This window comes from Pseudoduganella buxea, assembly GCF_009720835.1.
In the GTDB taxonomy this organism is placed as follows: domain Bacteria; phylum Pseudomonadota; class Gammaproteobacteria; order Burkholderiales; family Burkholderiaceae_D; genus Rugamonas; species Rugamonas buxea.
Map to the genome: position 1 here is coordinate 1 of NZ_WNKZ01000074.1, position 13,813 is coordinate 13,813.

At 66.0% G+C, this 13,813-nt stretch carries 14 protein-coding genes; 6 read left to right on the forward strand and 8 right to left on the reverse strand.

Annotation, left to right across the window (positions count from 1 at the left end; genetic code table 11):
- Positions 1-1,003 (forward strand): acetate kinase (locus GM672_RS28425; RefSeq protein WP_211517400.1); only part of this gene is annotated, 1,003 nt, incomplete at its 5' end.
- A gap of 206 nt (positions 1,004-1,209) precedes the next feature.
- Positions 1,210-2,175, forward strand: a complete 966-nt coding sequence (locus tag GM672_RS20765) for an MBL fold metallo-hydrolase (protein WP_155472442.1) — start codon at positions 1,210-1,212, stop codon at positions 2,173-2,175.
- 109 nt (positions 2,176-2,284) lie between these two features.
- Here GM672_RS20765 and GM672_RS20770 read toward each other — a convergent pair whose 3' ends face one another.
- A complete protein-coding gene (locus GM672_RS20770) occupies positions 2,285-3,340 on the reverse strand; it encodes an alkene reductase (RefSeq protein ID WP_155472443.1) in 1,056 nt (351 codons plus the stop codon).
- Between the two features lie 38 nt (positions 3,341-3,378).
- Entirely contained in the window at positions 3,379-3,684 is a 306-nt protein-coding gene (locus GM672_RS20775; RefSeq protein WP_155472444.1) for an ArsR/SmtB family transcription factor, read from the reverse strand.
- Positions 3,685-3,929: 245 nt separating this feature from the next.
- Between GM672_RS20775 and sugE the strand changes: the two genes are divergently transcribed.
- Positions 3,930-4,250, forward strand: a complete 321-nt coding sequence (gene sugE / locus GM672_RS20780) for a quaternary ammonium compound efflux SMR transporter SugE (RefSeq protein ID WP_155472445.1) — start codon at positions 3,930-3,932, stop codon at positions 4,248-4,250.
- A 19-nt stretch (positions 4,251-4,269) separates the two neighbouring features.
- Here sugE and GM672_RS20785 read toward each other — a convergent pair whose 3' ends face one another.
- The gene (locus GM672_RS20785) at positions 4,270-5,229 is read right to left on the reverse strand and encodes a succinylglutamate desuccinylase/aspartoacylase family protein (protein ID WP_155472446.1); all 960 of its coding nucleotides are present in this window, start codon (positions 5,227-5,229) and stop codon (positions 4,270-4,272) included.
- A gap of 94 nt (positions 5,230-5,323) precedes the next feature.
- Between GM672_RS20785 and GM672_RS20790 the strand changes: the two genes are divergently transcribed.
- Entirely contained in the window at positions 5,324-6,475 is a 1,152-nt protein-coding gene (locus GM672_RS20790; RefSeq protein ID WP_229417848.1) for an acyltransferase family protein, read from the forward strand.
- A gap of 13 nt (positions 6,476-6,488) precedes the next feature.
- Here the strand turns inward: GM672_RS20790 and GM672_RS20795 are convergent, their stop codons facing one another.
- From GM672_RS20795 to GM672_RS20810, 4 genes are all read right to left on the reverse strand, one after another.
- Positions 6,489-7,142: a PEP-CTERM sorting domain-containing protein gene (locus GM672_RS20795; RefSeq protein WP_229427779.1), complete on the reverse strand. Its 654-nt coding sequence runs from the start codon at positions 7,140-7,142 to the stop codon at positions 6,489-6,491.
- A gap of 285 nt (positions 7,143-7,427) precedes the next feature.
- On the reverse strand, positions 7,428-7,895 hold the full coding sequence (locus tag GM672_RS20800; RefSeq protein WP_155472448.1) for a hypothetical protein: 468 nt from the start codon (positions 7,893-7,895) through the stop codon (positions 7,428-7,430).
- 35 nt (positions 7,896-7,930) lie between these two features.
- Positions 7,931-8,818, reverse strand: coding sequence for a pirin family protein (locus GM672_RS20805; RefSeq protein ID WP_155472449.1), 888 nt, complete (start codon positions 8,816-8,818; stop codon positions 7,931-7,933).
- Positions 8,819-8,840: 22 nt separating this feature from the next.
- On the reverse strand, positions 8,841-9,434 hold the full coding sequence (locus GM672_RS20810; RefSeq protein ID WP_155472450.1) for an FMN-dependent NADH-azoreductase: 594 nt from the start codon (positions 9,432-9,434) through the stop codon (positions 8,841-8,843).
- Positions 9,435-9,554: 120 nt separating this feature from the next.
- On the opposite strand from GM672_RS20810, the gene GM672_RS20815 reads away from it, so the two are divergent.
- Complete coding sequence (locus GM672_RS20815; RefSeq protein ID WP_155472451.1) at positions 9,555-10,484, forward strand: LysR family transcriptional regulator; 930 nt, start codon at positions 9,555-9,557, stop codon at positions 10,482-10,484.
- Positions 10,485-10,509: 25 nt separating this feature from the next.
- Here GM672_RS20815 and asd read toward each other — a convergent pair whose 3' ends face one another.
- Positions 10,510-11,355, reverse strand: a complete 846-nt coding sequence (gene asd / locus GM672_RS20820) for an archaetidylserine decarboxylase (RefSeq protein ID WP_170300172.1) — start codon at positions 11,353-11,355, stop codon at positions 10,510-10,512.
- A gap of 157 nt (positions 11,356-11,512) precedes the next feature.
- Between asd and GM672_RS20825 the strand changes: the two genes are divergently transcribed.
- Positions 11,513-13,762, forward strand: coding sequence for a TonB-dependent receptor plug domain-containing protein (locus tag GM672_RS20825; RefSeq protein ID WP_155472453.1), 2,250 nt, complete (start codon positions 11,513-11,515; stop codon positions 13,760-13,762).
- The last annotated feature ends 51 nt before the right edge of the window (positions 13,763-13,813 follow it).

Sequence of the window (13,813 nt, forward strand, 5' to 3'; positions counted from 1 at the left end):
GGGTGGGGCGGCAACGCCGGCGAGGGCGGCCAGCCCCACGGGTCGGCCGCCCGAAGTGGCGCCCCTGTTCGAGGCGCCCGGCGTGCTGACGGCGCGGGGCCGCACCGTGCTGGAGCCATCGTTCCAGTTCGGCTACTCGTCCAGCAACCGGGTAGCACTGGTGGGCTACACCATCATTCCGGCCCTGTTGATCGGCCTGATCGACGTGCGGGAAGTAAAACGCAATTCGGTGACAGCGGCGCTGACGGCGCGGCGCGGGCTGACGAATCGCACGGAAGTGGAGCTGCGGGTACCGTATGTCTACCGCTCCGATGCCACCGTCAGCCGCGAGCTGTTTACGGGCACGGCGGTGGAACGGGTGTTCGACACCAGCGGCAAGGGCTTGGGCGATATCGAGCTGTCGCTGCGCCACCAGCTCAACGACGGCGGTGCCGACCGGCCATTCTACGTGGCCGGCTTGCGCGTCAAGACCCGCACGGGGCGTGATCCCTTCGAAGTCGTCACGGACTGCACGCGGCGCTGCGTGGGCGAAAACGCCACCGGCACCGGCCTGCCGCTGGACCTGCCGACGGGTTCCGGTTTCTACGGCATCCAGCCGAACCTGACGTGGCTGTTCCCGTCCGATCCCGCCATCTTCTTCGGCAGCGTCAGCTACCTGCACAACGTCAAGCGCGAGAACGTCAGCCGCCGCGTGCTGAACGGCGAGATCGAACCGCTGGGCGAAGTCAAGCCCGGTGGTGTATTCGGCTTCAATTTCGGCATGGGCATCGCCCTGAATGACAAAGCCTCGTTGAGCCTGGGCTACGACCACAGCTCGATGGGACGCACCAAGCAGAACGGCGTCACGGTGCCCGGTTCCGTGCGCACGCAGCTGGGCACCTTGCTGATGGGCTTTTCCTACCGATTGAGCGAGCAGCGCGCCGTCAACGTTACGGTCGGCGCAGGCCTGACGCGTGATACGCCGGATGTGTCGCTGTCGGTGCGGGTGCCGCTCAACTTCTGAGCACCGGGCGGCACCCAGGTGCCGCGCCCGACCGAGAAGCGTCATACATTTCCTTGATTCAACGCATGAATCCTGTAACCAATGGTAACGGAAGCACAGGCTTGCCATTGTTGTCGCACGGGAGGATTTCACTGCTGATTGCAGCTCGAAAGCATGTGTTTACGCTATCGTAGCGGTTCGATACATCCATAAAAAGGAATAACACGATGTCACATAATTGCACCGGGCGCCGTGCCGCGCTGACCGCGATGGCTGCCGCCCTGCTGTTCGCCGGTAGTGCCGCGTTCGCCGCCGCGCCGATGGTCAAAACCCAGGGTCCCGGCTTCTATCGCATGATGGTGGGCGATATCGAAGTGACCGTCGTCAGCGACGGTACCGTCGACCTGCCGATGAACCAGCTGCTGCAGTCGTCGCAGAAGAAAATCAACGCGGCGCTGCACGACCATTTCCTCACGTCGCCCGTGGAAACTTCCGTCAATGCCTACCTGATCAACACGGGCACGAAGCTCGTCATGGTCGATGCGGGCGCCGGTCTTCTGTTCGGACCGACCCTGGGCAAGCTGCAGGCCAATATCGTCGCTGCCGGCTACCAGCCTGACCAGATCGACGAGATCTACCTGACGCACATGCACCCGGACCATCTTGGCGGCCTGATCAATATCGACAAGCTTGCCTTCCCCAACGCCGTCGTGCGCGCGGACAGCCACGATGCCGATTTCTGGCTCAGCCCCCTGGAGCTGGCGCGGGCCCCGGCGGACCAGAAGACCAATTTCCTCGCCGCCATGGGCATGCTGGGACCGTATGCGGCCATCAACCGCTTCTACCCGTTCACGGGCGAGACGGAACTGGTGCCGGGCGTACGCTCGACGTCGAGCTACGGCCACACGCCGGGCCACACGACGTATGTAGTGGAAAGCCGGGGCGAGAAACTGGTGCTGATCGGCGACCTGATCCACGCCGGCTTCATGCAGTTCGACGATCCGTCCGTCACCATCATGTTCGACAGCGACCGCCGTGCCGCAGCCGCGTCGCGCAAGGCCGGCTTTGCCGACGCGGCCCGCCATGAAGTGCTGATCGGCGGCGCCCACCTGGCTTTCCCGGGCCTGGGCCACCTGCGCAGCAGCGGCAAGGGCTACCAGTTCGTGCCGCTGAATTACACCGTGCCCCGCTGAACGGCGCCGCATTGAACGAAAAAAAGGTCGCGCAAGCGACCTTTCTTATTGCAGCGTTTGCCAGTCACCGGGCCGGCACCAAGGCCGGCCATGGTTCGGCATGGGGAAATCAGGCCAGTGCCGGATAGTCCGTGTAGCCTTCGGCGGACGGGCCATAGAACAGTTCCGGCCGGGGCGCGTTCAATGGCGCGCCTTGGCGCAAGCGTTCCGGCAGGTCCGGGTTGGCGATGAAGTCCTTGCCCCAGGCAATCGCGTCGGCGCTGCCGTCGTTCAGCGCGGCCTGGGCCGCTTCCAGGCTGAATTTCTCATTGGCGATATAGACGCCGCCGAAAGCCTGCTTCAGCACAGGGCCAAGACTGTCCTCGCCCTGGGCTTCGCGGGCGCAGATAAAGGCGATTTTCCGGCGGCCCAGTTCGCGCGCGACGTAGGTGAACGTGCCGGCCGGGTCCGAGTCGCCCATGTCATGGGCGTCGCGGCGCGGCGCCAGGTGCATGCCGACCCGGGCGGCACCCCACACGTCGATGGCCGCATCCGTGACTTCCAGCATCAGGCGGGCGCGGTTTTCCACCGGACCGCCGTAGGCGTCCGTGCGCTGATTGCTGCCGTCCTGCAGGAACTGGTCCAGCAGGTAGCCGTTGGCGCCGTGGATCTCGACGCCATCGAAGCCCGCTTTCCTGGCGTTTTCCGCGCCGTTGCGGTAGGCGGCCACGACGTCAGCGATCTCCGCCGTTTCCAATGCACGGGGCACGGGGTAGGGACGCATCGGGCGCAGCAGGCTGACGTGACCGTTGGCGGCGATGGCGCTGGGCGCGACGGGTGCCTGGCCGTCCAGCAGCGCCGGGTCCGAGATGCGGCCCACATGCCACAACTGCATGAAGATCTTGCCGCCCTTGGCGTGCACGGCAGCCGTGACGAGCTTCCAGCCTTTCACCTGCTCGTCCGACCAGATGCCGGGCGTGTGCTCGTAGCCGACGCCCTGGGGCGTGACGGAGGTCGCTTCCGACAGGATCAGGCCGGCGCTGGCGCGCTGGGCGTAGTACTCGGCCATCAGCGCGTTCGGTACGCGGCCGGGGTTGACGGCGCGGGCGCGCGTCAGCGGCGCCATGATGACGCGATTTTTCAGGGTCAGGTCGCCGATGGTGATGGGGTCGAACAGAGTCGTCATAGTGTCATCCTGGTGGAGATGGCCGGCGCGCCAGGGCGCTACAGACCGAGGTTTATATGCTCGCGGAAACCTTGAATGACGTCCTCGTTGCGCCTGAACATATTCCACTGTCCCAGCCGCGTCACCGTGATGAGCCCGGCCTTCTGCAGGATCGCCAGGTGGCCCGAAACGGTCGACTGCGACAGGCCGCATTGCTGGTCGATCATGCTGGCACATACGCCCAGCGACACCGGGTGCAGCTGCCGGGCGAAATACACTTCCGGTTCCTTCAGCCACGCGAGAATCTGGCGACGGACGGGATTGGCCAGGGCCTTGTGGATCGCGTCGATGTCGAGTTCGGTCATAATTCGGTTTCCTCCGATGCGTATATCGGTTTTATCCGATCCGCATATTGGTATTCTACGATACAAATAAAAATCCTGCCGGCCACCGCCACCGTGGCTTTCTTGCCGCGCCGACGCGGCCTGACAGCTATTGCACCCGGGACAGAATGATATACTGCCGCCTCACCCGTGGGGACGGCCCCACCTGGCGCGCAGGCGCCGATGGGATATCGGCAGGGACGGCCTTGCCAATTTCGGAGAATGATATGGCGTGGTTTTGTCTGGCGATCGCGGGCCTGCTGGAAGTGACATGGGCCATCGGCCTGAAGTACACGGCCGGGTTCACCCGCCTGATTCCGTCACTGTTCACCTTGCTGGCCATGCTGGGCAGTATCGGCATGCTGGGCCTGGCACTGCGCACCTTGCCGCTGGGCACGGCCTACGCCGTCTGGACCGGCATCGGCACCGTCGGCACGGCCGCCTTCGGCATGATGATGCTGGGCGAACCGGCCGGCGCCGCCCGCCTCGTATGCATCACCCTGATCGTTGCCGGCATTGTCGGCCTGAAGCTGCTGTCGACGCACTGAGCGAGCTACCCGGCCGCGGTCAAAGCCCTTCCACGGCGCGGGCCAGGTAGAACCACTCGTTGCCGGCCGGTGCCGCGCTGTCCGGGAACAGCATGACGGCATCGTAGGGCGCCAGCACGGGCGTCCCGTCGGCGCGCCGGCCGATCTCGGCGCCGGCCGCGACCCGGTCGAAACTGGACCAGGGGCGGGTAAACACATCGTCCTCGTGCGCCTTGTCGACCACTTCCCGCATCGACAGTGCTTCGATGGCGTCCATGGCAATCGGCGCCGGCGCGGCTGCATCGATCATGCCCAGGTGGGCCAGGGTGTTCAGGATGGCGCGCCGGGCCACTTCCGGCGCCTGGGGATCGAGGTGCTGGCCGCATTCCAGGGTCAGCGCATAGCCGCCCGTGCTGCGCATGTATTCTGTCGTGCCCACGCCGTAGCGCAGCACCGTCGCGAGCCGGCTGTCGCCGCGCAGGCGCCGCTGCACGCCGGCGCCGTAGGTGCGCAGCCAGCCGTCGACGAAGCGGCGCACGCCCAGAACCCGCGCCAGCGAGCGTTCCTGTTGTTCATGCCGGAACGGCTCCAGTCGACCGTCGTTGTCGCGCGGGCCCACCATGACGAACGGTTCGCCCGGCGCGTTGTACGAATGCAGGTCGAGCAGCACGTCGTGCGCCGCCAGCAGCGGGCACAGCCAGTTGGCGACGCGGTCCTCGAAGTCGACCGGCGCCGCCTTCGGGAACAAAGCGCGGTTCAGGTTGCGCTCGCCGGCGCGCTGGCCCAGCGCATAAGCCAGCGGATTGGTCACGGGCACGAAGGTGACCGTGCCGCGCAGGACGAGCAGGGTGCCGGCGTCCAGCTGCGCCATCACCTGGCCGATGGCCAAGGTGCCGGCCATCTCGTTGCCGTGCACGGCGCCGGTCACGATCAGGCGCGGGCCCGGCTCCTGGCCAGCGTAGGTGACGGATTTGAATTGCAGTGCGCGTGCATCGGCCATGCCGGCTTCCTCGAAAGATGTAGGGGCGTATTCTAGCGGCATTCGCCCGGCACGCCAGGAATGGCGGACAGCGCGCGCGGGTAGAATGACGTCCATGATGCCGACTGTCCCGACTCCCCACCAGCGCCTGCACGGCCTCGACACCCTGCGCGCGCTGGCGATCCTGCTGGTCTTCGCCAACCACTACATGAATTTCGTGACGGACCGGGCCACGTTCGGCTTCGTCAGCGAAATCGGCTGGACGGGTGTCGACCTGTTCTTTGCCCTGTCCGGCTACCTGATCGGCAACCAGATCCTTGCCGGGCTGCGCGCCGATGCCTTCTCGTTGCCGCGCTTCTACGCGCGCCGGTTGCTGCGCACCCTGCCGAATTACTACGTGGTGCTGGCGCTGTACGCCTTCTGGCCCCTGTTCGCCGGCGGGACCCACCATGCGCCGTGGTGGAAGTACCTGACCTTTACGCTGAACTTCGACCTGATGCCCGGCACCCGTTTCTCGCATGCGTGGTCGCTGTGCGTGGAGGAGCAGTTCTATATGGTGCTGCCCGCGGTCGTGCTGGCCATTGCCTGCTGGCAGGGCGCCGTGCGGCTGGGCTGGTGCGTCATCGCCGCCTGTTTCGGTGCCGGGATGCTGCTGCGCGCCCACGGCTGGGACGTGGCACATCAGCCCCATGGCGGCACCAGCGCGTTCTACCGGGAAATCTACTACGCCACCCTGTGCCGTTTCGACGAACTGGTGGCGGGCGTGGCGCTGGCACTGCTGAAGAACCACCACGCCGCCCTGTGGGCCCGCCTGACTGCCTGGGGCAACCAGACGCTGGTGCTGGGCCTGCTGGTGGTGGCGTGCGCGTGGCGCATCTTCCTGCTCGACCATTTCGGCCGCACGGAAACCATCTATGGCTACCCGCTGCTGGCGCTGGGCTTTGCGCTGCTGGTGCTGGCCGCGCTCAGCCCGGGTTCGCTGTTGAACCGGTTGCGCGTGCCGGGCGCGGGCGCCATTGCACTGTGGTCGTATGCGATCTACCTGACGCACAAGCAGTTGTGCATCATCCTGGCCACCCGCCTGGCGCCGTTCGGCCTGGACGCGGACAATCCGGCCGGCATCGCCGTGCTGCTGGGAGCCAGCATCCTGGCCGGCTGGCTGCTGTATGCGCTGGTGGAAACGCCGTTCATGCGCCTGCGCGAGCGCTTCGTGCCGCCCGTGCCCATGAAAAAACCCGCGACCGGGGCCGCGGGTTCGCTGGTCTAGGATAAGTCCCGGATCAGGATTTCTGCGCTTTGCGACGGGCCAGATAGCCCAGCAGGCCCAGGCCGCCCAGCATCATGCCGTAGGTGCTTGGCTCCGGCACGGCCGACACCGACAGGTGCAGGTCGTTGACGGTGGCCCACACACCCGGCTGGTCTTCGGCGGCCATCGTCAGCGACACCAGGTTGCCGGTGGAGACGAAGCCGACGAAGGAATTCAGCTCAGGGGTCGGCAGCGTGTAGGTGACGGTCGCGCCGGCGCTGTCCGTGGCGGTCAGGATCAGGTAGTCGGACGAGGTGGACGAACCGAACAGGTCGGAGCCGAAGAAGAAGCCACCCGCGCCGTTGACATTGTTCAGGTTGAAGGTGATCACGTCCAGACGGTGGCCGCCCGTCAGCCAGAAGTCGCTGAAGTCGTCCGTGGCGCCCCACAGGGCATCGGAGTTTTCGCCACCGCTGACGGTGTAGCTGTAGTCACCCGCGGCACGGTCCAGCGGGCCGATATATTCATCCAGGTCCAGGTCGTCGAAGGTGTCGACGCCCGTGTTGCCCACGGCGGCCAGGTAGGCAGCCTGGCTGGTGTAGGTCGTGATCTCGGCTTGCGCGGCGCCGGCGGCGCACAGCAGAACTGCGGAAGCAATTGCGGTCGAAACAAAGCTTGGAAGACGCACAGTGAACTCCTTGACGATTGAGAGAGGATTGCTAGCTGCTTGTGGCAACTGCATCTCTACTGTACTCCAGCGGCTTGACATTGCAACAATTACTTAGGCATTACTTAATGCAATTTTTGCTGTCCTGTTTGTCATTTATTTGTCATTTTCTACAGTAGCGACGCGGCTTTCAGGCTCATCCATAAGTGACTTTTTATCCCGCAAAATCGTTGCCTAAAAGGCACAGTCTCCTAAGGCCAGTTGACAGACGGTTAAAAATTTCGTTAATGAATACACCAGGGTTGTTTATTGCATTTCAATGATATCGAAGGGCGTGTCGGTGTTGCCGAGGAAGTCCAACACGGCATTGATGCGCTCGTTCGCGTCCAGGTGCGCCGTGCCGGCGATCGTTGCCTTCAAGCCCGGCATGGCTTCGACGATGTCCGTGCTGCGGTAGGCGCCGATCAACAGGGCCGCCAGCTGGGCCGCTTCACGACGATGGCCCAGGCGCAGGCGCTGCTCAAGCAGGCTGAACAGGGCGCGCTGCATGCGCGGCGTCGGATTGACGATGTGGGCGAATACCAGCGGCGTGTTGGCGATGGCATCGCAGATGCGGCGCTCGATCTCGTCCGGCGGCACGTTCGACGCGATGTCGAAATAGGCCGGGCGCCAGCGCGTGCGCGCATACGCGTGGCCCGGTGGGAATGAGTCGGCCGTGTCGAGCCCGAGGGCCCGGCTCAACCGCTTCAGCAGGTGCAGGATGGGACTGGTCATGCCGGCATTTTAACGTGCCGGCACTGGTCGGTGCGTCAATGGGCGTGGGCTTCCTCGCCCAGCTGGCCTGCGCGGAAATCCTCCACCGCCTGGGCGATTTCCTGCTGCGTGTTCATCACGAACGGGCCGTACTGCGCGATTGGCTCGTTCAGGGGCCGCCCGGCGATCAGGATGAAGCGGCTCGCTTCCGTCGTTTCCACCATGACGCCGTCGCTGGCGGCATCGTTGGCGAAGATCGCCATGCCGCGCGCCGCCACGGTGCGCCCGGCAACCGTCACGCTGCCCCGGTACGGATACAGGAAGGCATTGTGTCCGGGCGGGATGCGCTGGCTGAACGTCGCGCCGGCCGGCACCGTCACGTCCAGGTACACAGGCTCGGTGTTGTCGCGCTGCACGGCGCCCGCCACGCCATGGCTGGCCCCGGCAATGACTTTCACCATCGCGCCGGACGGCGTCGTAAAGGCAGGCACGTCGGCTGCCTTGAAATCGCGGTACCAGGGCGCACGCAGCTTGTCCTTTGCGGGCAGGTTCAGCCACAGCTGGAAGCCTTCCATCCGGCCTTCCTGTTGCTCCGGCATTTCCGAGTGGATCACGCCACGCCCTGCCGTCATCCACTGCACGCCGCCATTTTCCAGCAGGCCTTCGTTGCCGGCGCTGTCGCGGTGGCGCATGCGCCCCTCGATCATGTACGTCACCGTCTCGAAACCCCGGTGCGGGTGGCTGGGAAAGCCGGCGATATAGTCGTTCGCCTCATCCGAGCCGAAATTATCGAGCATCAGGAAGGGGTCGAGCCGGCGCTGCAGCGGCTGCGTCAGCACCCGGTTGATCTTCACGCCGGCCCCGTCCATGACGGCCTGGCCCTGGATGATGCGTTCCACCGCGCGGGGCGCCTTGACGTCGTCGTTCCGTTCGATTGCATTCATGCTTTTCTCCTTGTCGCTTGTCTTATACCAGGGCCGCGATCTGTTCGTCGGCTTCGCTGCGGGCCCGCGCCACGGCGTCCGGACCCATGCCGTGCCCTTCGGAGAACACGAACTGCACATCGTCCAGGCCGACGAAGGACAGGAAGGTGCGCAGGTGCGGCAACTGCGTGTCCGATGGGCCGCCCTTGTGCAGGCCGCCTCGGGTAACGGCGACGAAGACCTTCTTGCCCGTCAACAGGCCGACTGGGCCGGTGGGGCCGTACTTGAACGTCACGCCGGCGCGGGCAATGGCGTCGAACCAGCTTTTCAGTTGCACCGTGATGCCGAAGTTGTACATCGGCGCGCCGATGACGATGACGTCGGCGGCCTGGGCCTGGGCGATCAGGGCGTCGTCCAGGGCCACGCGTTCTGCCTGCTGCGGCGTGCGCTGGTCGGCCGGCGTGAACAGGGCCTGCAATGCCGCTTCGTCCAGCACGGGGTGGGGCGCGGCAGCCAGGTCGCGGCGCACGACGGTCGCTTCGGTACCGGCCGCGAGGCGGGCGACAATCTGGTCTGCCAGGCGGGTGGATTCGGAACCACTGCTGCGGGCGCTGGAGTTGATCTGCAAGATGTTCATGGTGTGCTCCTGTCGGTTTTGTCGGTTGCAGCGTTCGCTGCGATGGACAAACTTTACCCGTTCCAAAAACGTTTAAAAAGACAGTAAAATGGATAACATTAGTCCACCTATGGAACAATGATGGAAATCGATCCCGCCGACCTGCTGCTGTTCGCCCGCATCGTCGAGTGCGGCAGCTTCAGCGGCGCCGCCGAGCGCTTGCAGCTGCCCAAGTCCACCGTGTCGCGCCGGCTGTCCTTGCTGGAAGGGCTGTTGGGCGAGCGCCTGCTGCAACGCACGACGCGCCGCCTGGTGCTGACCGAATTCGGCACCAGCCTGCTGGAGCATGCCCGCAAGGTGTCGGAAGAAACGGCGGCGGCCGGCGCGCTGGCCCAGCACCGCCAGCAGGCACCGGCCGGGCTGTTGCGCGTGTCGATGCCGGCCGACTTCGCCCACGAGGCGATGACGGCCGTGCTGCCCGCCTTCATGGAGCGCTATCCCGCCATTTCACTGCAGCTCGATCTGTCGCCGCGGCGGGTCGACCTGGTGGCCGAGGGTTTCGACCTGGCCGTGCGCATGGGTGCCTTGCCGGACGATGCCACCCTGGCCGCGCGCGCCGTCGTGCTCAGCACGTGGTCGCTGTATGCGGCGCCCGGCTACACGGCGCGGCGGGGCCTGCCCGAGCATCCGGACGAACTGTTCCGCCACGACCTGCTGGGCCTGGGGCGCTCGCAGGCCGGCATGGCCCAGTGGACCCTGTTGCGGGGCAAGACAGTATGGGAGCGCGAGCTGCCGGTGCGCATGTCGGGTAATTCGCCGGAGCTGCTGGCGCGGCTGGCCGTCACGGGCATTGGCATCGCCAGTTGCACGGACCGCTTTGCCGCGCCGCTGCTGCGCACGGGCGCGCTGGTGAAGGTGCTGCCGGAGTGGGGCTTCCCGCCGGTGACGGGCTGGGCGGTATTTCCCGGGCGCCGGCTGATGCCGGCCAAGACCCGGGTGTTCCTGGATATGCTGGAGGGGTATTACGTATCGAGTACCAGCCCCGATGCAAAGGCCGGACCCGGACCCTGACGGGTCGGCCCCGGCACCTGGGGGCTTAACGCAAATTGGCCATCATCTCGCCCAGGCGCACGGCGCCGGCCGGCTGCCACCCGGGGTTGAACTGCAGCGTGTCCTTGGGGAACAGCATCACGACGGTCGAGCCCAGCAGGAAGCGGCCCAGTTCCTCGCCTTTTTTCAGCACGATGTCGCGGTCGGCGTACGTCCACTCGCACAAGGTCGGCTGGCGGGGAGGATTGACGACGCCGTGCCACACGGTTGCCATGCTGCCCACGATGGTGGCGCCCACCAGGGTCATGACGAAGGGGCCGCTGGCCGTGTCGAACACGCACACGACCCGCTCGTTGCGGGCAAACAGGCCCGGCACGCCCCGCGCCGTCGTCGGATTGACGGAGAACAGCTCGCCCGGCACGTAGATCATCCGTGTCAGCTTGCCGTCGACGGGCATGTGGATGCGGTGGTAGTCGCGCGGCGACAGGTACAGGTTGGCAAAAGCGCCGTGGCGGAACTGGTCCGCCAGCGCGCGGTCGCCGCCCACCAGCGCCGTTGTCGAGAAGCGGTGGCCCTTGGCCTGGAAGATCTGGTCGTCCTCGATGGCGCCGAACTGGCTGATGCGTCCGTCGACGGGGCAGACGAAGTCGGCATCGGCCAGCGGCCGGGCGCCATCCTTCAGCGCGCGCGTGAAGAATTCGTTGAAGCTGTGGTAGCTGGCGATGTCGGCATTGGCCGCCTCGTCCATGTTGACGTCGTATTTGCCGACGAACCAGCGGATCAGCCGCGTCGTCATGGCGCCGCCTTTCGCACCCGCCACCCGGCCGGCGAAATTGGTCAGCGCACCTTTCGGCAACAGGTATTGGGGCAGTACGGCAAGACGGTCGGACACGATGGGCATTCCTCAATGATCAAGATCGCATTATAGCCGCGTGTGCAAGGGCCCTGGCGCATCCCCGAAACAGAAATATTTCCGCAAAACCAACATGTACGATGTAAAACGACTTACAATTGATCATCTTGTCAATTTTATAAGCACCAGATACCCCATGTTCGATGCCCCGAAGCTGCGTGATGTCGCCGCGGCTGCAGCCTTTGTCGCCGCCACCAGTGCCTTCCACCCCAGCCATGCCCAGAGCGTCGATGCCGCGCCGGCCCCGCTGAAACCAGCCGCCGCTGCGGCGGCGGCCGACGGGGCCGATGCCAGGCCGGCCCCGGAACCGATCCAGCAAGTCGAGGTGAAGGGATCGAGCACGACCTACGATCCCCGCCGAGACGACACGGCCAGCAAGATCATCGTCACCAGCGAGGAAATCGTGCGCTTCGGCGACACCTCCGTCAACGATGTATTGAAGCGCCTGCCTGGCATCACGGTGGGCGGAGGCGGGCGGGGCGGGTCGGACATCCGCATGCGCGGCCTGGGCAGCGGGTACACGCAGGTGCTGCTGAACGGCGAGCGGGCGCCGGCCGGCTTCTCGATCGATACCTTGTCGCCCGAGCAGATCGAACGGATCGAAATCGTGCGGGCCGCCAGCGCGGAGTTTTCCACCCAGTCGATCGCCGGCACCATCAATATCGTGCTGAAAAAGAACGTCCGGACGGCCCAGCGCGTGTTCAAGCTGGGTGCCGGCAAGAGCGGCGACGCCAGCAACCCGTCGGCCAGCCTGCAGGTGTCGGACCGCATCGGCGCGACCAGCTATTCGCTGTCGGCCAATGCCTGGCGCTACCGCTACGAGCGCGAGACGCCCACGCGCGAGACGTGCACCGCGCCGGACGGCCGGCTGACCCTGTCGCGCCAGTCCACCCGGCACGACAGCGGCAGCCCGCAAGGCCTGGGCCTGGCGCCGCGCCTGAACTGGACCCTGGCGGGCGGCGACACCGTCACGTGGCAGAACTACCTGAACTTCCAGGACACCGAATACCGGGGCGAGGAGAGCATCGCCACGGTGGTTGGCGAGCCGCCTCCCTACCAGTCCCGCTCGATGCGCCAGGACAACCGCACGGTTTTCGCCAAGAGCGACGTCAACTGGGTGCACAAGCTGGCCGGCGGCGGCAAGCTGGACGTGAAGCTGGGCGGCAGCGGCGTGCGCACGCGCGGCACGTGGAACGAGCTCGACTACCGCAGCGGCAGCGGCGCGCTGGGCCGCGATGCCACCATCGTTACCCGCAGCACGGACCGGGAGGCCAACACCCAGGGCAAGTATTCGACTCCGCTGTGGCCGGATCACGCGCTGTCGATGGGCTGGGATGGCGGCCGCGCCAGGCGCGTCGACGCCCGCATCCAGCGCGAGCGCGACCTGCCCGGCGCCGTGCCGGAGAACACGGACGAAGGCTACCGCGCCACGGTCAGCCGGCTGGCCCTGTATGCCCAGGACGAGTGGAATGTGACGCCGCGCTGGTCGATGTACGTGGGCGTGCGCTGGGAAGGCATCGACACCACCAGCGAAGGCGACGGCTTCGATGCCGTGCGCCAGAAGACGGCCGTGTGGAGCCCGCTGGCGCAAACCTTGTACAAGCTGCCGGACAGCCGCGACCAGGTGCGCCTCGCGTTGACGCGCACCTACAAGGCACCGCCCGTGGGCAACCTGATTCCACGCCGCTTCACGTCCACCAATAACAGCCAGACCGAACCGGACCGTCGCGGCAACCCCGACCTGCAGCCGGAACTGGCCAGCGGCGTCGACGCGTCATATGAACACTACTGGGCGGAAAACGCGCTGCTGAGCGCGGCCGTGTCGATGCGCCGCATCAGCGGCTATACGCGCCAGGGCCTGTTCCTCGACGGGGCCGGGCGCTGGGTGTCGTCGCCGATCAATGACGGCAGCGCCGTCACGCGCAGCGTCGAGCTGGAAGCGAAGTTTCCCCTGTCGGCCGTCATGAAGGACGCGCCCGGCGTCGACCTTCGTGCCAGCGTCAGCCGCAACTGGTCGCGGGTCGAGGCCGTGCCGGGGCCGGACAACCGGCTCGACCAGCAGGTGCCCCTGTCGGCCACATTGGGCGTCGACTACAAGAGCCGCGACGGCCGGCTCAGCACGGGCGGCAGCTTCGCCTTCAAGACGGGTGGCGACGTGCGCATCGACGTCAACCAGGCGGGCTACCAGCCGGTGCAGCGCGACCTGGAGCTGTACATGCTGTGGAAGTTCGATGCCCGGTACCAGCTGCGCGTGGCCGGCACCAACCTGCTGGGGCAGGATTACCGCTACAGCAATGCCTATACGGACGAGGAGGGCGTGCGCCGCCGCTCGGGAACCTTCCCGGTCTATCCGATGGCACGCGCCACCCTGGAAGTGCGCTTCTGATCGTCGGGCGCTGACCGGACCCTTCGGTTTCCGACTGTGTATGATCTCGGC